This window comes from Lactiplantibacillus plantarum, from assembly GCF_014131735.1.
Classification (GTDB): domain Bacteria; phylum Bacillota; class Bacilli; order Lactobacillales; family Lactobacillaceae; genus Lactiplantibacillus; species Lactiplantibacillus plantarum.
Map to the genome: position 1 here is coordinate 1,420,146 of NZ_CP039121.1, position 20,282 is coordinate 1,440,427.

Consider the following 20,282-nt stretch of genomic DNA (forward strand, 5'->3'; position numbering starts at 1 on the left):
GGTACAATTATAAGGGTAAATAATTAGTCGTTCAGCCTGTACTGACAGGCGCTGCGAATCAGACCGTCAATCGAGTGGTATTAATGGTCTGAGTGACGGATTTTCATAAAAATGATGATTTAAATTAAGAGATGGGGAGCAAACTAATGGCAAAAAAATTATTACTGATTGATGGTAACAGTGTGGCATTTCGGGCGTTCTTTGCGTTGCATAGTCAACTGGAACGGTTCGTAAATCCAGACGGCCTGCATACCAACGCCATTTATGGCTTCAACACAATGCTTGACCACATGATCAAGGCAGTCGAACCCACGGATATGTTAGTGGCTTTTGATGCGGGTAAGACCACGTTTCGAACAGCCATGTACGATAATTACAAGGGTGGCCGGGCTAAGACGCCCAGTGAGTTTTCTGAACAAATGCCGTATATCAAACAGCTATTAGACGCATATGGTATCAAACATTATGAATTAAAAGACTACGAAGCCGATGACATTATTGGTACACTGGCCGGTCAAGCGGATCAAACCGGCTACACCACGACGGTCGTCACTGGTGACCGTGATTTGACGCAGTTGACGACCGAGCATACCACGGTGGCCGTGACCGTTAAAGGTGTTTCTGAAGTGGAACGCTATACGCCGGCGCACGTTGAAGAAAAGCTGGGCATCACACCGGCACAAATTATTGATATGAAGGGGTTGACAGGTGATACCTCGGATAACTATCCGGGTGTCACCAAGGTTGGTGAGAAGACCGCCCTTAAATTACTCAAACAGTATGGTACGATGGAAGGCATTTATGAAAACATCGATGCCATGAAGCAGAGCAAGATGAAGGAACATCTGATTGAGGATCGCGAACAAGCGGCGCAAGCTAAGGTGCTAGCAACAATCAAGCGGGATGCGCCGATTGATGTTCAATTGGCTGATTTATCCTATGATGGCCCGGATCTTGACCAGCTGGCCGCGTTTTATCAGAAGATGGACTTTCAATCATTTTTGAAGAAATTACACCTACAGTCGGACGAACCAGCAACGCCCATTGATTATACCGTCTTGACGAAAGCTAACCTGACGGAATTGCAACAATTTACCGACCACGTGGACTTTTACTTGGAGATGCCAACGCCAAACTACCACACGTCGGCCTTTGCTGGCTTTGCCATCGGAGCGGATGATCACTGGTACATCAGTCGGGATGTGGAATTATTAATGCAACCGACTGTGGCTGACCTCTTGAGTAGCACAACGATTACCAAGGACGTTTTTGATATGAAACGCACGACGGTCGGGCTTAATCGTTTGGGTATTCAGCTAGGTAAAGTCGACTTTGATCTCTTACTCGTTTCATACTTATTAGATACAAATGATAACAGTAACGACTTGGGAAGTTTAGCTGAGCAACACGGGTACACTGACTTGCCGAGTGACGAGACCGTTTATGGTAAGGGCGTTAAGCGTGCCATTCCTGAAGATGATGACGTCTTCTTTAGTCATCTCGCCCGGAAATTGGCCGCAATCGCTAGTTTGAAGCCACAGTTATTAAAGGAATTGGCAGCCAATGAGCAGGATCAACTTTACGATGATATCGAAAAACCGATGGCTAATGTCTTAGCTCAGATGGAAATCGCCGGCATTACGGTCGACAGCAGTCGACTTAAAGCCATGGGCAGTCAGTTTACAGAACGGTTGAGTGAAATTGAACAGACGATTTATCAAGAAGCCGGTGAAGAGTTCAATATTAATTCACCTAAGCAACTAGGTCACATCTTGTTTGAAGAAATGAAATTACCCGTAATCAAGAAGACCAAGACAGGGTATTCTACCGCCGTAGACGTTCTAGAAAAGTTAGCACCGGAAGCACCAATCGTCGCTAATATTTTACAATATCGGCAGATCTCGAAGATTCAATCGACCTACGTTATCGGTTTGTTAGATGCCATTCATTCTGCTGATCAAAAAGTGCATACGCGCTACTTGCAAACGTTGACCCAAACTGGCCGGTTATCGTCCGTTGATCCAAACTTACAAAACATTCCGGTGCGCTTGGAAGAAGGACGTAAGATTCGACAAGCCTTTGTTCCTAGTCATGAAGGTTGGCAGATTTTCTCGTCTGATTATTCGCAAATCGAATTACGGGTTCTCGCGCATATTACTGATGATGAAAATATGCAGGCCGCTTTTAAAGCGGGTGATGATATTCATGCCGCAACGGCCATGCGAATCTTTCATTTGAACTCAGCTGAAGAGGTGACGCCAAATATTCGACGGCAAGCCAAGGCGGTTAACTTTGGAATCGTCTATGGAATTAGTGATTACGGCTTGTCACAAAATATCGGCATTACGCGTAAACAGGCTCGCAGCTTTATTGACGCTTACTTCAAAGAATATCCGGGTGTCAAAAAGTATATGGATGAAATTGTCCAAACGGCGAAAAAACAAGGTTATGTGGAAACCATTTCACATCGACGCCGGTACTTGCCAGATATTAATTCCAAGAGCTTCAACCAACGCTCATTCGCTGAACGGACAGCCATGAATACCCCCATCCAAGGGAGTGCGGCTGATATTATCAAGATTGCGATGATTAAGATGCAAGATAAGTTACAGGCTGCGGGTTTGAAAGCAACCATGCTGTTACAAGTTCATGATGAATTGATTTTTGAAGCGCCAAAAGAAGAAATTCCAGTTTTAGAAAAATTAGTGCCAAGCGTGATGGATTCCGCCGTACAGTTAGCCGTACCGTTAAAGGTTGAGAGCCACTACGGTGATACTTGGTACGATGCAAAATAGGGGGAACCACCATGCCTGAATTACCTGAAGTTGAAACTGTTCGTCGCGGCTTAAATCGTCTGGTTAGCGGGGCAACGATTGCTAGTATCGAGGTTTTTTGGCCGAAAATTATTAATAATGATGTCGATAGTTTCAAACAGCGTTTAGCCAACCAAACGATCCAGACCATTGATCGGCGGGGGAAGTATTTGTTGTTTCGCTTTAGCAATGGTCTGACGATGGTGTCGCATTTGCGGATGGAAGGCAAGTATAATGTTGTACCGCGTGGTGAAGATCAAGGTAAACACACGCACGTGATCTTCCATCTGACCGATGATCGTGATTTGCTGTACAACGATACGCGTAAGTTCGGGCGAATGACGCTCGTGCCGACCGGTGAAGAAAACACGGTGGCGGGATTGCGGACAATTGGCCCGGAACCCGTTGCTGAACAGTTAACACTGGCTTATATGACGGCCACTTTTGGCAAGTCGAAAAAGATGATCAAGCCACTATTGTTGGATCAAAGTAAGATTGCGGGCATTGGGAATATTTACGCGGACGAAACGCTATGGATGAGTAAGATTCATCCAATGCGGCCTGCTAATTCACTAACTACTGATGAGATTGCAACATTGCGCCAAAACATTATTGATGAAATGGCGATGGCAATTAAAGGTCACGGCACCACTGTTCATTCATTTTCAACGGCATTTGGTGAAGCCGGTCAGTTTCAAAATCACTTACACGTCTATGGTCGTGAAGGGGAACCTTGCGAACGGTGTGGCACAATTATTGAGAAAATCAAAGTGGCACAGCGAGGGACCCATTTTTGCCCGTTAGAACAACGGTTGTAGGTGATCAAGATGACAAAGTTGATTGGATTGACTGGTGGCATTGCCACTGGTAAGTCGACTGTTTCTAAGCTGCTGGCAACTAAGTTACCAATCGTTGATGCGGATAAAATCGCGTGGCAGGTTGAAGGGCCAGGCCAACCGACGACCCAAAAGATTGTGGCGCACTTTGGTCAGCAAGCAGTGCTGGCAGACGGGCGACTGAATCGGCCATGGCTTGGCCAGTTGGTTTTTAACGATGCTCAAGCTTTACAAGACTTAACCGCAATTACACGGTTACCGATTCAGTACGCGATGTTCGAAGCGATTGTCGCGGCAAACCAGCAACAGCCCGACGCAATTATTTTAGATGTGCCGTTGTTATTTGAAAGTGGCTGGCAACATGTTTGTGATCAAGTGTTGGTTGTGACGGCATCACCCGCCGTAGTATTGCAGCGGTTGATGGCGCGTAACCACTTATCGCAACAGGCGGCTCAGGCACGAATTGACAGCCAAATGCCACTTGCACAGAAGGTCGCAAGGGCTGACGTTGTCATTGATAACGGGGCCAACATTGATAAAACTAAAGCAGCCGTGTTAAAATGGCTGAAAACTATTACTAAATAAAGAAAAACTGATTGTTAGTTGTTACAAGGGGTGAGAAGTCTATGCAATGTCCACATTGTCATCATAATGGCTCCCGCGTGGTTGACAGTCGACCAACTGATGATGGTCGCGTGATTCGACGGCGCCGGGAATGCGAAAACTGTGGGTTCCGGTTCACAACATTTGAACGGGTCGAAGCCACGCCATTATTAGTCATTAAGAAAAATGGTGCCCGCGAAGAATTCAATCGTGAAAAAGTCTTGCGCGGAATTATTCGCTCGGCCGAGAAACGACCCGTTAGCATGGAAACCATGACGGGCGTCGTTGATGATGTTGAAAATAAGGTCCGGTCACTGGGCGAAAATGAAATTTCAAGCCAAGTTATCGGCGAGTATGTCATGGAGCAATTGGCAGATATTGACGAAATTTCGTACATTCGTTTTGCCAGTGTTTACCGGCAATTCAAGGATATGCACGTCTTCTTGAATGAACTCCAAGATATGATGGAGCGTGATAAGGTCAAACTGGCAAAACCGTCAGCGAAGACGACCCACGCACCTAAACGAAAAAAAGATTAGTTAAAAAGAATGGTGAACAACATGCCAAATGATGAACCCTTAACACCCAAAACTGGGTTAGTGGTCCCGCAAGCACCAGCGCTCAGTGCGGCGCAACAAGCTGTATTGGCGGAATTATACTTGCCACTGATGGGGCCATTGGCATATAGCTTGTACGCGGCGTTACGTAGCTTACAGAGTAGCGAGAATGAGCTGAGCAATCGACGCAGTCACGCGGAACTGCTGGGCATCCTAAATGTGGACTTGCCGACGGTGTTAGCGGCTCGGCGTAAACTTGAAGCAACTGGCTTGTTGCGCAGCTATTATCAACAAGATGAATTGGGTGCCATGTACATTTATCAATTACAAGCACCATTACTGGCGTTACAATTCTTTGCGGATGATCTATTGAGTGTCCTATTGTTAGATACGGTCGGTGAGTTACGTTATCAACAACTTGCTGGCGATTTTGCAGCACAGCCGATTGACTTGACGGCTGCCAAAGACGTGACGGCAAATATCTTAGATGTGTTTCACGTTGATAGTCAAAAAGTTACGACGCCACCTCTTTCAGTGCAAAAGGTGCGCGCCCAATTGGCGGCCAATGAACCGGCCGAGGATCACTCGCCCGTGCTCAGTGACGATGACTTTGACTGGCAACTGTTGGGGCAAATTTTGAAGCAGAACTATGTTGATCTCAAACAGGTTGCGAGTTCACGGCAACTGATCATTACGGAAAGTCGGGTCTACGGCATCAGTGAGATTGAGATGGCTAAGTTAATCAGTGAAGTGGCTAGTTTAACAACGGGTCAGTTTGATGAAAATCAATTGAAATTATTGATTGCGCGGCGCTATGAACGGCCCGCAGTTTCGAGTCAGCAGGTCGCTACGGAAGCAACGGTTGCAACGACGACCACTAAGGATAACAAGGCTTCAGCACAGCTCTCAACGGCTGAGCAGCAACTCGTGACGTATGCTAAGCAGACAGCGCCGTATGACTTTTTATCAGCTTTGAAGCAGGAGAAACATGGTTTTGTGACGAGCGGTGAGAACCGACTAGTTCATGATTTAATTGGTCGGGGGGTATTACCCAATGCCGTCATCAACATGGTGATCTACTACTTATTGCAAAATCGGGAGTTAGCTGCCCTTAATCGTAATTTGCTAGAAACAGTCGCCAATGATTGGCAACAACACGGCATTACGACGCCGGAAGCGGCTTTGATGTATTTGAAGCAACGTAAACAGCCGAAATCAACACCAACACGGCGCAAGAACAATCGACCGACGCGTAAGGAGATTATGCCAAAGTGGGCCCAACAACAGCAACAGACTGAGAGTGGTAAGCAACCAGCTCAGACCGGTAAACAAATTACTGCTGCCCAACGCAAACAGCTTGCTGATCGACTAGCAAAGCTTGAGACAAATTCGGAAAAGGAGGACTAAAACATGGAGAATATCTCAGAAACACTCCGGACGTTAATGAATCGGAAAAACTTGAATCATCGGTATGAGGCGTTAATGACAGCTGTGTACCAAGATCCAGATGTTCGCCAGTTTTTAGCTGCTCATCAAAACGAATTATCTTCGGATGCGCTAGAACGTTCAGCGGCTAAATTATATGAATTTTGTGAAGAGAAACGTAAAATTGCGCGGCACGAGCCAACTCAAGCACCTGGGTATCAGCCGACATTAGTGATGAGTAATCACTTGATTGACATTGCTTATCAGCCAACACCACAAATGCAAGAACAGCAAGCTGCTCACGCATTGCAACAGCGGGTTCGATCAATCAGCATGCCGAAAAATATTCAGACGGCGGACTTAAAGATGTATGATCAAGATGGTGACCGGGCGACAGCATTAATGGCAGCACTTGATTTTATTGATGCCTATACACAAGCGCCCAAGCGTTTTCACCGGGGCTTATATCTCTACGGCTCATTTGGTGTCGGTAAAACTTATTTACTCGGTGGGATGGCGAACGCGTTGGCAGCTAAGGGTTTCAATACGACCTTGATTCATTTTCCGAGTTTTGCGGTCGAGATGAAGCGCTCGATTAGTAACAATACGTCGGCGGATAAGGTCGATGCGATTAAACGGGCACCGATTCTCATGATTGATGATATCGGTGCGGATGCTTCGTCGACTTGGATTCGGGACGATGTGCTCGGGGTTATTCTGGAGTATCGAATGCAGGAGGAACTGCCAACTTGTTTCTCGTCTAATTTTTCGATGCAAGAATTGCAAGATGGTTATTTGACGCTCTCACAAAAGGGTGATGAAGAACCAGTCAAAGCGCAGCGAATCATGCAACGGGTACGTTACCTTGCGAGTGAGATTGAGATGGTCGGTCGTAATCGACGACTCAATCCCGATGCTTAAAATCAAGAGTTGACTTTTAGTTTAAAAGTGGTTTAATGAAAACAGATGCAAAAGACACGCTTTGTTTACCATGGATTGCAGAGACCAAGACCTTGTTCTGGAAGTCTTGGACCGGGTTTACGAAGATACCACTTTTGTGAACATGCTCAATTGAGCCGGAACGCTTCCGTTATTAGCGCTAATGAGTCAGTGTCTTTGATGACACTGAAAAATCGGGTGGAACCACGTCAATGACGTCCCTAATGCTAGTTCAGTCTGGCATTAGGGACTTTTTTGTCGTCCCGGCGCGGTGTTTTGGTGAGTGGGTAAATTTTAAGGAGAGTGTCAAGTATATGGCAAGTATTAATGTTAAGTTCCCAGATGGTGCTGAAAAGCAATTTGATGCCGGCGTAACGACGGAAGCAATTGCAAAGTCAATTAGTCCTTCATTGGCTAAACGGTCGGTTGCTGGTAAGTTCAACGATCAGATCGTGGACTATCGCCAACCACTGACAACCGATGGTAGTATCGAAATTATCGCTGCTGATAGTGAAGACGGCCTCAATGTTTTACGGCAAACGGCTGCCCAAGTATTAGCTAACGCGGTTAAACAATTATTCCCTAACATTCATTTTGGGAGTGGTGAAGGGAATGCCAACGGTTTCTTCTTTGATACCGACAATCCTGACGAAGACGGTAAACAAGTCAGTGAAGATGATTTGGAAGCCATCAGTGATAAGATGGCTGCAATTATCAAACAAGATTTACCAATCGAACGCGAAGTCTTATCAAAGGCTGACGCTTTAGCTTTAGTTGGTGACAACCCTTACCAACAAGACTTAGTTAACGAACGTGCCGCTGCCAACAATGATCAAGTCGTTGTTTACAAGCAAGGGGACTTCGTTGATTTATCTGACGGGGCCCAATTAGCTTCAACGGGGAAAGTCAAGGTCTTCAAGTTATTATCCGTTGCCGGTGCATACTGGCAAGGTAAGTCCAGCAATCCAATGTTACAACGGATCTACGGGACGGCCTTCTTAAAGCAAAAAGACTTAGATGCTGACCTCAAGCGGCGTCAAGAAGCCCGCGAACGTGATCACCGGGTCATTGGTAACGAATTAGACTTATTCTTCGTTGATCCTAAGGTCGGGAATGGCTTGCCTTACTGGATGCCAAATGGTGCAACGATTCGTCGCCAAATCGAACGTTACATTATCGACAAGGAAGTTGCAAATGGCTACCAACATGTATACACGCCAGTTTTAGCTAACTTGGACGTTTACAAGCAATCTGGTCACTGGGACCACTACCGTGAGGACATGTTCCCACCAATGGACATGGGTGACGGCGAACAATTGGAATTACGGCCGATGAACTGCCCATCACATATCCAGATTTACAACCATCACATTCGCTCATACCGTGAATTACCATTGCGGATCGCTGAACTCGGCATGATGCACCGTTACGAAAAGTCTGGCGCCTTAACTGGATTATCACGGGTTCGTGAAATGACTTTGAACGATGGTCATACCTTCGTTGCGTTGGATCAAATTGAAGAAGAATTCAAAAAGATCTTGAGTTTGATGGTTGAAGTATACGAAGACTTTGACATTTCTGATTACCGGTTCCGTTTGAGCTACCGTGATCCTGAAAACAAGGAAAAGTACTTCGATGATGACGCTATGTGGGAACGCAGTCAAAAGATGTTGAAGTCCGCTATGGATGATATGGGCTTGGATTACTTCGAAGCTGAAGGTGAAGCTGCTTTCTATGGTCCTAAGTTGGATGTTCAAACTAAGACGGCCCTTGGTGGTGAAGAAACCTTATCAACTATCCAATTGGACTTCTTGTTACCAGAACGCTTTGACTTGAAGTACGTTGGTGCTGATGGTGAAGAACATCGTCCAGTTATGATTCACCGTGGTCTTGTTTCAACGATGGAACGGTTCGTCGCTTACTTAACTGAAATTTACAAGGGTGCTTTCCCAACCTGGTTAGCACCTAAGCAAGTAACAATCATCCCAGTTAACAATGGTGCGCACGGTGCCTACGCTGAAACCGTTCGTCGTCGTTTGGCAGCTGAAGGTGTTCGGGTAAGTATCGATGACCGTAACGAAAAGATGGGTTACAAGATTCGCGAATCACAAACGAAGAAGGTTCCATACTTGTTAGTTGTCGGTGATCAAGAAGTTGCTAACGGGAGTGTTTCAGTTCGGAAGTACGGTGAAGAACGGACTGAATCCGAAGCCGTTGACATGTTCATTGGTGCCATCACGCAAGAAATCAAGCATTACAGTCGTGGTGCAAGCAAATAATTAACAGCCAATGGCATCAATATTGATTGATGGGTTGACAAGGGCCGTGGTTCTTGTTAATATATTGGAGTTGAGAAAAAAAGCAGAAGCACCCGCTTCTCGCCTTGGTGACCAGAGTCATCGGGCAGATGAACGATGAATTGATTCCCATTAACGGGGTTGAGCGGGCGTACTATGCGCCCGCTCTTTTTGTGAATTTCTCTAAAATATTTCGGAGGTGAATTACCATAGCTAAAGATTCAATGGTTAATGACGGCATCCGTGCTCGCGAAGTACGTTTGATCGCCAGCGATGGTGAACAATTAGGTGTCAAGTCACGACAAGAAGCAATGCAGATTGCTGAAGACGCTAGTTTAGATCTAGTATTGGTTGCGCCGAAAGCGAAACCACCCGTGGCCAGAATTATGGATTATGGGAAGTACCGTTTCGAGCAACAAAAGAAGGATCGGGAAGCCCGTAAGAAGCAAAAAGTGGTCAGCATCAAAGAGGTCCGCTTGAGCCCAGCTATCGACACCAATGACTTTAACACGAAGCTGAAACATGCTGAAAAGTTCTTGTCAAAAGGTGACAAGGTTCGCGTCTCCATCCGGTTTAAGGGCCGCGCTATTACCCATAAGGATATTGGTCGGCAAGTCTTAAATCGAATGATTGAAGCTACTAAGGAATTTTCTACGGTCGAAGCCTATCCTAAGATGGATGGTCGGAGTATGTTCCTAGTACTAGCACCAAAAACAGATAAGTAATTTCTAGGAGGATTATTGATTATGCCAAAACAAAAGACAAACCGCGCTGCTGCAAAGCGTTTCAAGGTAACTGCTAAGGGTAAGATTAAGAGCGCCAACGCTTTTACTAGTCATCGTTTCCATGGTAAGACTAAGAAACAACGTCGCCAATTACGTGGTACGGCTATTATCGAAAAGCCAATGGTCAAGACATACCACAAGTTATTACAAAAATAATTCACAACGTTTTAGTTAAATCTAGGAGGAAATAACATGGCTCGAGTAAAAGGTGGAACTGTAACACGTAAACGTCGCAAACGGATTTTAAAATTAGCTAAAGGTTACCGTGGTGCTAAGCACATCCAATTTAAGGTTGCTAAGGACCAAGTAATGAAGTCATACCTATACGCCTTCCGCGATCGTCGCCGGCGTAAGAGTGACTTCCGTCGTCTTTGGATTGCCCGGATCAACGCGGCAGCCCGGATTAACGACATCAGCTACAGTCAATTAATGCACGGTTTAAAGTTAGCTAACGTTGACGTTAACCGTAAGATGTTAGCTGATTTAGCTGTTAACGATGCTGATGCTTTCAAGGCATTGGTTGACACTGCTAAAAAGGCACTTGCTTAATTTAAAACTTAATTAGGGCTTGCTCTAATGTTTGAACGACCGTCATCCTGTATGGGTGGCGGCCGTTTTTTTGACGCTTGATTAAGGGAACACGATTCCTGGACAAGATGGTTCGGTGTGTTGACGTCCTTACTGAATCTTGAGATTGATTTGACACATTATTGTGATATAGTAACGATGTAAGCGCTTACTTATGTGTTGATTAATTATTTGGCTGGGAGCTTTGGAGAAGGGGTGTCATCATGGCAACAGTTTTACCTAAAGCAGTTAAGGTCTGGATGGGCGCCAACATCTTGCAGATTGAGTTTGATAATGGGGAGTTTCGATACATGCGTACACATTTCATTGATGACTATGTTTCTGCGTGGTCACCAAAAAAGGGTAAGGGGAAGCGGCGCAATTTGTGGTTAATGCCATCTTGGGAATGGTTGGGTGCCAATGCTCGGATTGAACCGGATGGCACTGTCGTGTTGTTCGAAAAGGATGTTTATACGGCCCAAGAACTTTGGCATAATAGTGTGACGCGAATTGACTTGGTCTCTGGCGTGCACTGATTCATAAAAGATGATGCCAAATAAAAATGGACTTGGTCATTTGACTGAGTCCATTTTTTGATGCCGCTTGGAGTATACGTGGATAACGGCCTAAGTGAGCCATTTAGTGCGCGACTCTGATTTATGAAAATCGAGTGTGATTTCTGATTGGTTAAGCCAGTCTGCCATTGTCTATTCGTGATAATCTTCGTTATAAATAAAGCGATGCAGTTTTAGGTATTGTGCACCGAGTTTGCGTTCATTTTCATTATCTTTAGGGTAATAATAACGACGACCAGCCAATCCTTTAGGCATGTAGTTTTGTTGGGCAATCTGATGTGGCATTTGGAATGGATTATCGATCAGACCACCACCTGTAATTTTCTCGGAGTGTTTGTAGTGCATATCGCGCAATCCACGGGGCATGGGGTGCTGACTTGGATTTTGTGTGTCCTGGTCTAGTTTTTCCCAAGATTGGTCAAACGAACCAGACTTGGGTGAAATGCACATCAGCATGGTGGCAAACATTAGTGGATATTTTGCTTTGGGCATGCCAATCTTTTCGGCTTGATTGGCAGCGACCACAATTTGTGTGACCTGTTCCGGGTTAGCTAAGCCGATATAAGTGTATGGAATTTCACGTAGCCGGCGGACCACTGAGGGTAAGTCATCATTTTTTAACAAAATGGTTAAGTAGTAGAGCGCCGCGTCAGTATCTGAGCCAGCCATCGAATCCGAATAAGCCGACAGATAGTCATAATGCTTAGTTGCCTTCCGGTCGTAGCTAAAATGCTGTTGCTGGGCAAAGTGTTGTACCGCAGCAACAGTGATTTGCTTCTGGTCAATAGCGTGGAGCGTTTCCAAGATATTTAACGCAATTCGCAGATCCCCTTCGGCCGAAATAGCGATCAGGTTGAGGGCTTTAGCATCCACCTGATCGTCGGTTAGGTTGTAAATGTCGGTTACCGCACGGCGTAAAGCAATCTCGATATCTGTATCGCTCAGTGGTTGAAACTCAAAAATTTGACAGCGCGAACGAATGGCCGGAACGATTGACATAATCGGATTTTCGGTCGTTGAGCCAATTAGCATCACGTGCCCATTCTCTAAGTAGGGCAACAAAAAATCCTGCAATGTTTTAGTCATTCGGTGAATTTCGTCAATTAATAGAACAAACGATTGCTCTGGGTATTGTGCGATGGCTTTCGTCAGCTGTGCCTTATTTTCGGTCGAAGCAGTAAAAGCCACGAATGGATAATCGTCTTGACTCGCAATAATCTGCGCCAAACTAGTTTTGCCAGTTCCCGGCGGCCCCCACAGAATGAGGGGAATATTAACATGTTGATCAATAATCTGGCGTAATGGCTGGCCTGCCTTCAACAGATCCTGTTGCCCGACCATCTGTTCCAGTGATTGCGGGCGCATTTGATCAGCCAGTGGTGTTTTAAATGCCAATTTCAAAGTCCTTTCTGATTAAGTGTTTTAGTCAAATTGATGCTATCATCATAGCACTAATATTTTGGAAACTGAAAAAGAAAGTTTGGCAGGTTAGCGGGGAACGATGCTGAAATGAGTGAGTCTGATACCATAGGTTTGACGTTGGCTCGAGTGATGGGTTGAAGGCGTATTGATTTAAGTTTTCATGCTTGTTGATGAATGAGAAAGGCGATATTGTTTCGTAGATGGTATTGAGTCAGCTTGGGGAGATTAATAGCTTGGAATTACCCCCCGTGTATACGGAAAACAGATTAAACGAATCCCGGGGAGTGCAACATCAGTTGTAAGCACTAAAAGACAGAAAAGGACAGCGTATTTGGCGAGTTAAAGTTGATCATTATCGCGCGAGCCGTAATACCCGTCAACTCATTTCCATCCTTCAATAACTACCTTGCCAATCATATGATGTTGCTCGATAAGTTGATGGGCCTGCCGCAAGTTAAGCGCGTTGATTGGCCGTAGTGTCTGCGATAGCGTGCTTTGAAGCAAGCCACGGTCAAGTAAATCCGCAATGGTTTCTAAGATATCGTGCTGACTAATCATGTCGGCCGTGTGGTAGTAGGATTTTGAGTACATCCATTCCCAAGCAAATGTCCCGCGTTTCTTGGTTAGTTTTTTAAGGTCGATTGGACGCCGATTTTCGGTAATTGATGCGATGTGGCCACCGGGTTTAATGAGCGTACATATCTCATTCCAGTGACTGTCAAGATCGCTTAATCCGAGGATGTAATCGACATCTTTAATACCTAAAGCATGTACTTCACTAACCAAATCATGATGATGATCGACGACTAAATCGGCGCCGTGTTGCTGCGTCCAAGCGATACTTTCAGGTCGTGAAGCACTACTAATAACTGTGAGTCCCGCTAATTTTGCTAACTGAGTAGCAATTGAACCGACACCACCAGCGCCATTGATGATGAGAATGGTTTGATTGCATTTTTCGGAATTAGGTTTAGCTGGGTCAAAAGGAATGTGAAGTTGTTCAAATAATGCCTCGTATGCGGTCAGCGAAGTAAGTGGCATGGCCGCACGGGCAGCGGTTGTTAATGTCGCGGGGGCGTGACCGACAAGGCGTTCATCAACCAGGTGATAAGCACTGTCGCAGCCGGGACGTCTAAATGAGCCAGCATAAAAGACGTGGTCGCCGGGTTGAAACAGGGTGACAGCTTCTCCAACAGCGGTCACAATACCAGTGGCGTCCCAACCGAGGATCTTGGGTCGCATGAGGTGCTCATGCCCCGTTTTACGAACGCTAACGTCAACAGGATTGACAGCGACGGCTTGAGCTTGAACAAGTAAGTCATGACCTTGAGCGCTAGGTTTTGAAATCGTCACGTCTCGTAGACTAGCAGGATCTTCAATAGGTAAGTGGTCGGTAAAACCAATTGCATGCATTATTAATCAAACCCCTTTCATGACATTACTATAGGTTACCAGTGAGGAATAAACAAGACGTGAATTATTTGCCACATAGGGACATATTTGTCACGCCTATTAGTCCGGTCTGACGGCAAAGTTGTGCTACAATCAAGACACTTAATTAAGGTAGGGGAAGTTAGATGCAGCGACAAGTATACGATTGTACGCCGGGTTGTCCGGTTGAAAGTACCTTGCAAGTTATTGCCGGCAAGTGGAAGAGCGTGATTTTGTATCATTTATTTACGGCAGGAACATGCCGGTTCAGCATTTTGCAAAAACGACTGCCGGGTTGTTCGCGGCGGATGCTAGCTCGCCAGTTACAAGAATTGGTTCAAGACGGGGTGATTGCAAAACGAGTTTATCCGGTCGTGCCACCGAAAACGGAGTATTGGATCACGCCATTTGGTCAGACCTTGAAACCGGTGATTATGGCTATGGAGACGTGGGGCCGACAGTATAATTCAGTGAATGGAAAACCTCGTCAATAGGAATGTGAGAACGGGCATAGTGTGAGTTTCAAGGAATTGTTGTCGGTTTTGTTAGGGGCGATTGTGCTTGGTGCCTTGCTCGCATTAATAGTGACTGTTTAACTAGGCTAGTAAAGAATTGATGTGATTTTTTACTAGCCTAGTTGTTTTCTAATCTAATAAAACGGGAGTCTGATGTAAAAAGTACACCGATAGATCACTGTTTGGCAGCATTTCTTGAATAATCATGGGTTTGCAGTAAGCAATGATACCGTATTAAGTCTGAGATAGGTTGTGGATTAGTTGCTTGTTAGGAGGTGCATGTTAGATAATTATTAACAACTTAATGAAGTGCAGCATGGCCGTGAATCTCGTTCGCTAAATGGGGGTGCCATTATGAAAAATTGCTTTGGAATCATTGGTGGGATGGGAACAATGGCGACGGAGGACTTTGTGCATACCGTGAACCGGCTGACCGTTACCCATCGTGACCAGGATTATTTAAACTACGTCATTTTAAATGATGCTGAGATACCAGATCGCACCGCATATATTTTGGATCATAACTGTGCCAACCCGTTACCATCATTGGAAGCGGATGTGCAGCTACTTAATCAATTAGGGGTCATGTTTATTGTGATGACGTGTAACACAGCACATTACTTCATTCCCGCATTGACGGCGCTTTCTAACGTGCCAATTTTGAATATGCCGGCCTTAGCGGTAACAGCAGCCTGTCGATCACAGCAACCGCGACCGTTACGAATCGGTATTTTAGCGACAACGGGAACACTAGAGTCGCAACTTTATCAACAACTTATTCGGTCTAATGGACATATTCCTGTGATACCCAATAAGCAGCAGCAAGCTCAAGTGATGACCTTAATTTATGACGACATCAAGCAACGTGATTTTGTAGATCGGGTCAAATTTCATGGCTTAATTGATCAATTATTGAATGCTGCTGATTGTGACGCCGTCATTCTCGGCTGCACCGAATTGTCGGTGGCTCAGGATGCTGCGCCATATGATTCTGAACGAATTATTGACGCACAGTATGAACTAGCTCGAGCAACCGTCCAACGCGCACAGGCAACTAAGCCAGCGTTGATACTTCGTCGGCGGCCATCGATTAGGCGGTAGGAGGGTGCAGGTAACTGGATAAAAATGATTTTTGATCTATTTAGTACGTGTGATTGTAGCTGTTATAACACCACTTTCGTATACATGAAGAATAGTAAAATTGTAAGCGCTCAAATCGTTGCTAACTAGCCTATTCTCGCACATGCAAGGTTGGGTCCGTCTCCACACAGTCCCGCACAACAAAAAAGCGAGCCTTCAATTGAAGGCTCGCTTTGTGTTCTCGATTATTCAGTGTGGTGCTTCCGAACTGGGCTGACCCAGGTGCCGCTGCCGTAACCCAGGATGGTTTTAACGGCTGGAATCAGCGTAGTGACCAGAGCGAGGGCGTTAACCTGCCAGTAAATCAGCATGTAGAGTGGCATGAAAATCAGATATTTAAACTTGCGGCCACGGTCGTCAACGATCAATGCGGACAATAGCTGCAAGACGCCGGCGAACATTTCGAAGGTCACGAAGATGAAGGCCATGCAGAACATATGATAGACGCGCTCGTAATTGCCAGTAAAGAAGAAGGTGACGAGCGAGATCAGGAAGATCAGTGTTGAGACAAAGAAGAATAGGGACCAGATGATGCTCAGTGTTTGATCAGTAATAAAAGCCCATTGCTTCAAATACTTACCGGGATGACTGACAACCCGTTTAAAGTTGGTCAACAGCACTTCGGTACCACCTTTGGCCCAACGTTTGCGTTGATGATAAAGGGCGTCTAGATTCTCGGGGACGTTCATATAGAATAGAATGTCTGGCGAGAAAACGGTCGTCCAACCATTCAACTGGTGATCCCAAGCAATACTGATATCTTCGGTCGCGCGATCTTGCCGGAATAAGCCGACGTCAATCAGAGCGTCACGACGGTACATTGTATTGGCACCACTATAGGCATACATGTTACCTAAAGCACTGACTTGGCTCCGCTTGATAACACCAACGATACTTGAAAATTCTACGGTTTGCGACTTAGCGATGATCGTGCTTCGGTTCTGAACGTCCATGTTGGCCGTGACCGCTGCCGTATTGGCGTGTTCTTCGCCCATGAAGTAACTCATATATTTCCACAGTGCATCGGGTTCTGGAATGGAATCAGCGTCATTACTTAAAATGAATTCACCACGGGCAAAGCCGACACCGACGTTGAACGCGTGGGCCTTACCCTGATTTTTCTTGATTGTTACCACGCGTAGGTTGTCGTACACGCTCTGGAGACGTTCTAAAATAGCTGGGGTCTCATCAGTCGAACCATCGTCTGTGACCAGCACTTCATATTTTTCATAATTTAAATTGTTCATTAAATAGTTGATTGTGTGTTCAATCATGACTTCTTCGTTATGCGCTGGAATCATGATCGTGATAAAGGGTTGTTCTTCAGGCGTTAGCGGTTGAAATTCAATATCGTCTTTGTGGCGATGACGGTAAATCAGCTGGTAGCAGAGAACGCCGATAAACCAGGCAAACGCACCGAGAATCGGGTAGGAGACTAATAATAATAGAACAAAGTTCCAGATACTTTCGAAGGGCTTAAGTGTTTGCATTATTTCCATTGGCTAGTCCTCATACAATCTGTGGATTTCGTTAACATCGAGATTTTGTTCGGGGTCAACCGTGTAGTGCTTGACGTGTTGCCGGAAAGTGGCCTGCCCGAATCGTTGGGTATAAAAGTTATTTAGTTGCCGCTTCCGAATATCTAACAGGTCTTCGTTGTATTGCCGTTCTTTACTGATATGCTGCTTGACCCGGTGATTATTGTGAATCGTGGAGACAATGACCACAATGGCGATTAAGATAAACGCAATAATAAAGAACCGGTCAAAAAAGTAGAACAGCGTCTTACCTTCTTCGTATTTCCAGGCGTGAATGAACTGGGGATTATTCGCAAGTAACGTTGACGAGATAGTCCAGTAGACAGGTACGGCAACGCAGATCCAAGTAATAATTGCGACTAGGGTTTGCCAAAGTTTCGTCCACCAGTGCTCCTTGGAAAAATATTTATCGGTAACGTATTGTTTCATAACATCTTTTTTCTCCATAAACGAACCTCCGAGATGACATATTGTTTAGTGATCGTGCGGATCATATAGTTTATATCATTACTGATATTGTCAGTTTATCGACATAGAACAACACCAGGGTGCCTAACATTAACTGCGATGAACAGTTTTAGAACAATCTGAACATTTAACCATGTCAATAAGCTTACATGAGGATTGCATTGATGTGCAATCAATATACATATCAGTATCATGATATAAGTAAAAGCCACGTATCTTTAATTAATATACACTTAATGGGATACTTTGTTAATCTAATTTGACAAAACGGTCAGTGCGCCGATTGAATGTCAGATTGTGGTTTAGCCATTGCAAATAAACTGGCGAGAAAAGGGCAACCGGCAAAACAGCGCTGAATTTACTGGCGACTTTTAGTGCTATTTTCAATGTCTTACTCGGGCCCCAACCTATCAAATAAATGCGGGTGCGATCAACTTAGTCAAATTTGATCCAGGTGGTGTCATCAAGTTACGACAACTTGGAAGGATTTTCGTTGCTTATTTTCAAAAAACAAATTATTATATAATGATGACTAAAATTTAGCACAATTGCCTAGTGAACTCCGGCTCCAGACCTGATTTAGTCCGGTATTTCACCAATAGTATGATAAAATGGGCTAGTGGGGTTATGCCAATAACCAAAAAATCCAGTGAGAAGCGAAGGGGATAACGATGATTAAGCAATTTAAACCAACTTGGATGATACCAGCAATCTACAATGTGACACCGGCGCAGTTACGAGCGCAGGGCATTAAGGCGGTATTTACCGACCTTGATAACACGTTGATCGCATGGGACAATCCGGATGGCACCCCGGAACTGAAAAAGTGGCTGCACGCGTTACAAGACGCGGGCATTCCGTTAGTGGTGGTGTCGAACAATTCCGAAGCGCGAATTGCTAAGGCGCTGCAAAGCCTGGAACTGCCATTTGTTTCGCGGTCACTGAAACCACTACCGCTGGGGATCAGTAAGGCGCGTCATGACCTGGGCTTACACAAAAATGAAGTGGTCATGGTTGGCGATCAGTATATCACCGACATGTGGGCGGCCCATCTTGCGGGCGTGCCCAGTATCTTAGTACAGCCAATCGTGAAGACGGACGCGTGGAATACCCGGATAAACCGTTTCTTTGAACGATTTATCAAATTACGATTAGCACATGTTTATCCAGAAATGCATTTTCAGGAGGACCTTAATAAGTGAGTGAAACATCAGAAGAAACTTTATACTGTATTGGGTGTGGTGCGGCGATTCAAACGACCGATCCTAAGGCGGCCGGCTACACACCGAACAGTGCGTTACAAAAATCATTAGCTAGTGACGCACAGGATTTATACTGTCAACGTTGTTTTCGGCTTCGGCACTATAACGAAATCGTGCCGGTTGGCTTAACGGATGATGATTTTCGTCATTTGTTAGCCACGATTAGAGATGCGAACGCACTGGTTGTGTACGTTGTCGACATTTTTGATTTGAATGGAAGCATCATTCCTGGTCTCCAGCGCTTTGTTGGGGATAATCCCGTTTTGTTAGTCGGTAATAAGGAAGACGTGTTGCCACGTCAGTTACGCCGGACGAAATTGCGGGAATGGATGAATCAACAAGTTCGTGCACAGGGAATCAAACCGGTTGACGTTGCGTTAACGAGTGCCAAGAAGGGGCATTCCATTGATGAGCTCTTGGCGATGATTGAAAAATATCGTCGTGGCCGCGATGTTTATGTCGTAGGGGTCACGAACGTTGGTAAGTCAACGTTGATCAATCGGATTATTGCCAATAATACTGGTTTGAAGGACTTGATCACGACATCCCGGTTCCCAGGGACCACGTTAGACAAGATTGAAATTCCGTTGGATGATGGTCATATGATGGTTGATACACCCGGAATTATTCATCCTGAACAGATGGCCCACGTGTTATCAGGCGATGACCTGAAGTTAGTCTCACCACAACGCGAGATTCGCCCAAAGGGTTTCCAATTAGGCAACGGTCAAACTTTGTTCTTAGGTGGGGTGGCACGGTTAGATATTGTTGATACGTTAAAAGCAACTGGGACGGTCTACGTTGATAATAACTTGACCTTGCACCGAACCCGGACCGAGAATGCGGACAACTTTTATACCAAGCATGTGGGTGAACTGATTACCCCCCCAACTGGCGATGCTGTCGCTGACTTTCCACCATTAGTTCGCCACGAATTCAAAGTGACGGAAATCAGTGATATTGTCTTTGAAGGCCTCGGATGGGTCACGGTGGCTGCGGATACGCGTGTAGCGGCCTGGGCACCAAAGGGTGTTGCAGTCTTGACGCGCCCAGCTATGATCAACAAGCGTTGATGAGTTGTGGTCGGAGTAGAATCTGATTCGCGATTA

General features: G+C 45.4%; 19 protein-coding genes and 1 other annotated feature. Of the genes, 15 read left to right on the forward strand and 4 right to left on the reverse strand.

Translation table 11 applies throughout. The features are described from left to right. Nucleotides 1-146 precede the first annotated feature (146 nt). From polA to E5260_RS06530, 11 genes are all read left to right on the forward strand, one after another. A complete protein-coding gene (gene polA / locus E5260_RS06480) occupies nucleotides 147-2,795 on the forward strand; it encodes a DNA polymerase I (protein ID WP_003644284.1) in 2,649 nt (882 codons plus the stop codon). Between the two features lie 11 nt (nucleotides 2,796-2,806). Then, nucleotides 2,807-3,631 carry a bifunctional DNA-formamidopyrimidine glycosylase/DNA-(apurinic or apyrimidinic site) lyase gene (gene mutM / locus E5260_RS06485; RefSeq protein ID WP_003640272.1) on the forward strand — a complete coding sequence of 275 codons (825 nt, stop codon included), beginning with the start codon at nucleotides 2,807-2,809 and terminating at the stop codon, nucleotides 3,629-3,631. Nucleotides 3,632-3,640: 9 nt separating this feature from the next. After that, nucleotides 3,641-4,234 carry a dephospho-CoA kinase gene (gene coaE / locus E5260_RS06490; RefSeq protein WP_022638675.1) on the forward strand — a complete coding sequence of 198 codons (594 nt, stop codon included), beginning with the start codon at nucleotides 3,641-3,643 and terminating at the stop codon, nucleotides 4,232-4,234. 41 nt (nucleotides 4,235-4,275) lie between these two features. Continuing rightward, nucleotides 4,276-4,791 (forward strand): transcriptional regulator NrdR, encoded by a 516-nt coding sequence (gene nrdR / locus E5260_RS06495; protein ID WP_003640274.1) that lies wholly within the window; start codon nucleotides 4,276-4,278, stop codon nucleotides 4,789-4,791. A gap of 21 nt (nucleotides 4,792-4,812) precedes the next feature. Beyond that, nucleotides 4,813-6,216: a replication initiation and membrane attachment family protein gene (locus E5260_RS06500; RefSeq protein ID WP_003644285.1), complete on the forward strand. Its 1,404-nt coding sequence runs from the start codon at nucleotides 4,813-4,815 to the stop codon at nucleotides 6,214-6,216. Between the two features lie 3 nt (nucleotides 6,217-6,219). Beyond that, complete coding sequence (dnaI, locus tag E5260_RS06505; protein WP_003640276.1) at nucleotides 6,220-7,155, forward strand: primosomal protein DnaI; 936 nt, start codon at nucleotides 6,220-6,222, stop codon at nucleotides 7,153-7,155. Between the two features lie 332 nt (nucleotides 7,156-7,487). Continuing rightward, entirely contained in the window at nucleotides 7,488-9,452 is a 1,965-nt protein-coding gene (gene thrS / locus E5260_RS06510) for a threonine--tRNA ligase (RefSeq protein ID WP_003644287.1), read from the forward strand. A 74-nt stretch (nucleotides 9,453-9,526) separates the two neighbouring features. Next, nucleotides 9,527-9,650: a sequence feature (ribosomal protein L20 leader region), on the forward strand. Nucleotides 9,651-9,694: 44 nt separating this feature from the next. Next, nucleotides 9,695-10,195, forward strand: coding sequence for a translation initiation factor IF-3 (infC, locus tag E5260_RS06515; RefSeq protein WP_003640278.1), 501 nt, complete (start codon nucleotides 9,695-9,697; stop codon nucleotides 10,193-10,195). Between the two features lie 21 nt (nucleotides 10,196-10,216). Further along, the gene (gene rpmI / locus E5260_RS06520; RefSeq protein WP_003638526.1) at nucleotides 10,217-10,411 is read left to right on the forward strand and encodes a 50S ribosomal protein L35; all 195 of its coding nucleotides are present in this window, start codon (nucleotides 10,217-10,219) and stop codon (nucleotides 10,409-10,411) included. A gap of 36 nt (nucleotides 10,412-10,447) precedes the next feature. After that, nucleotides 10,448-10,804, forward strand: a complete 357-nt coding sequence (gene rplT / locus E5260_RS06525; RefSeq protein WP_003640279.1) for a 50S ribosomal protein L20 — start codon at nucleotides 10,448-10,450, stop codon at nucleotides 10,802-10,804. A gap of 242 nt (nucleotides 10,805-11,046) precedes the next feature. Continuing rightward, entirely contained in the window at nucleotides 11,047-11,358 is a 312-nt protein-coding gene (locus E5260_RS06530; RefSeq protein WP_003640280.1) for a hypothetical protein, read from the forward strand. 171 nt (nucleotides 11,359-11,529) lie between these two features. Here E5260_RS06530 and E5260_RS06535 read toward each other — a convergent pair whose 3' ends face one another. After that, nucleotides 11,530-12,792: a replication-associated recombination protein A gene (locus E5260_RS06535; RefSeq protein ID WP_013355487.1), complete on the reverse strand. Its 1,263-nt coding sequence runs from the start codon at nucleotides 12,790-12,792 to the stop codon at nucleotides 11,530-11,532. Nucleotides 12,793-13,200: 408 nt separating this feature from the next. Continuing rightward, nucleotides 13,201-14,232, reverse strand: coding sequence for a zinc-binding alcohol dehydrogenase family protein (locus tag E5260_RS06540; protein WP_003640282.1), 1,032 nt, complete (start codon nucleotides 14,230-14,232; stop codon nucleotides 13,201-13,203). Between the two features lie 164 nt (nucleotides 14,233-14,396). On the opposite strand from E5260_RS06540, the gene E5260_RS06545 reads away from it, so the two are divergent. Together E5260_RS06545 and E5260_RS06550 are read left to right on the forward strand one after the other, a co-directional pair. Continuing rightward, nucleotides 14,397-14,744, forward strand: a complete 348-nt coding sequence (locus E5260_RS06545) for a winged helix-turn-helix transcriptional regulator (protein WP_003644291.1) — start codon at nucleotides 14,397-14,399, stop codon at nucleotides 14,742-14,744. Nucleotides 14,745-15,119: 375 nt separating this feature from the next. Further along, nucleotides 15,120-15,866, forward strand: a complete 747-nt coding sequence (locus tag E5260_RS06550) for an aspartate/glutamate racemase family protein (RefSeq protein WP_003640284.1) — start codon at nucleotides 15,120-15,122, stop codon at nucleotides 15,864-15,866. A gap of 224 nt (nucleotides 15,867-16,090) precedes the next feature. Here the strand turns inward: E5260_RS06550 and E5260_RS06555 are convergent, their stop codons facing one another. After that, nucleotides 16,091-17,404 carry a glycosyltransferase family 2 protein gene (locus E5260_RS06555; RefSeq protein ID WP_003640285.1) on the reverse strand — a complete coding sequence of 438 codons (1,314 nt, stop codon included), beginning with the start codon at nucleotides 17,402-17,404 and terminating at the stop codon, nucleotides 16,091-16,093. Between the two features lie 3 nt (nucleotides 17,405-17,407). Next, nucleotides 17,408-17,890 carry a hypothetical protein gene (locus tag E5260_RS06560; protein WP_003640286.1) on the reverse strand — a complete coding sequence of 161 codons (483 nt, stop codon included), beginning with the start codon at nucleotides 17,888-17,890 and terminating at the stop codon, nucleotides 17,408-17,410. Nucleotides 17,891-18,582: 692 nt separating this feature from the next. Between E5260_RS06560 and E5260_RS06565 the strand changes: the two genes are divergently transcribed. Together E5260_RS06565 and yqeH are read left to right on the forward strand one after the other, a co-directional pair. Then, entirely contained in the window at nucleotides 18,583-19,113 is a 531-nt protein-coding gene (locus E5260_RS06565; RefSeq protein ID WP_003640287.1) for a YqeG family HAD IIIA-type phosphatase, read from the forward strand. Then, nucleotides 19,110-20,246, forward strand: coding sequence for a ribosome biogenesis GTPase YqeH (gene yqeH / locus E5260_RS06570; RefSeq protein WP_003640288.1), 1,137 nt, complete (start codon nucleotides 19,110-19,112; stop codon nucleotides 20,244-20,246). The genes E5260_RS06565 and yqeH overlap by 4 nt, the downstream gene beginning before the upstream one ends. The last annotated feature ends 36 nt before the right edge of the window (nucleotides 20,247-20,282 follow it).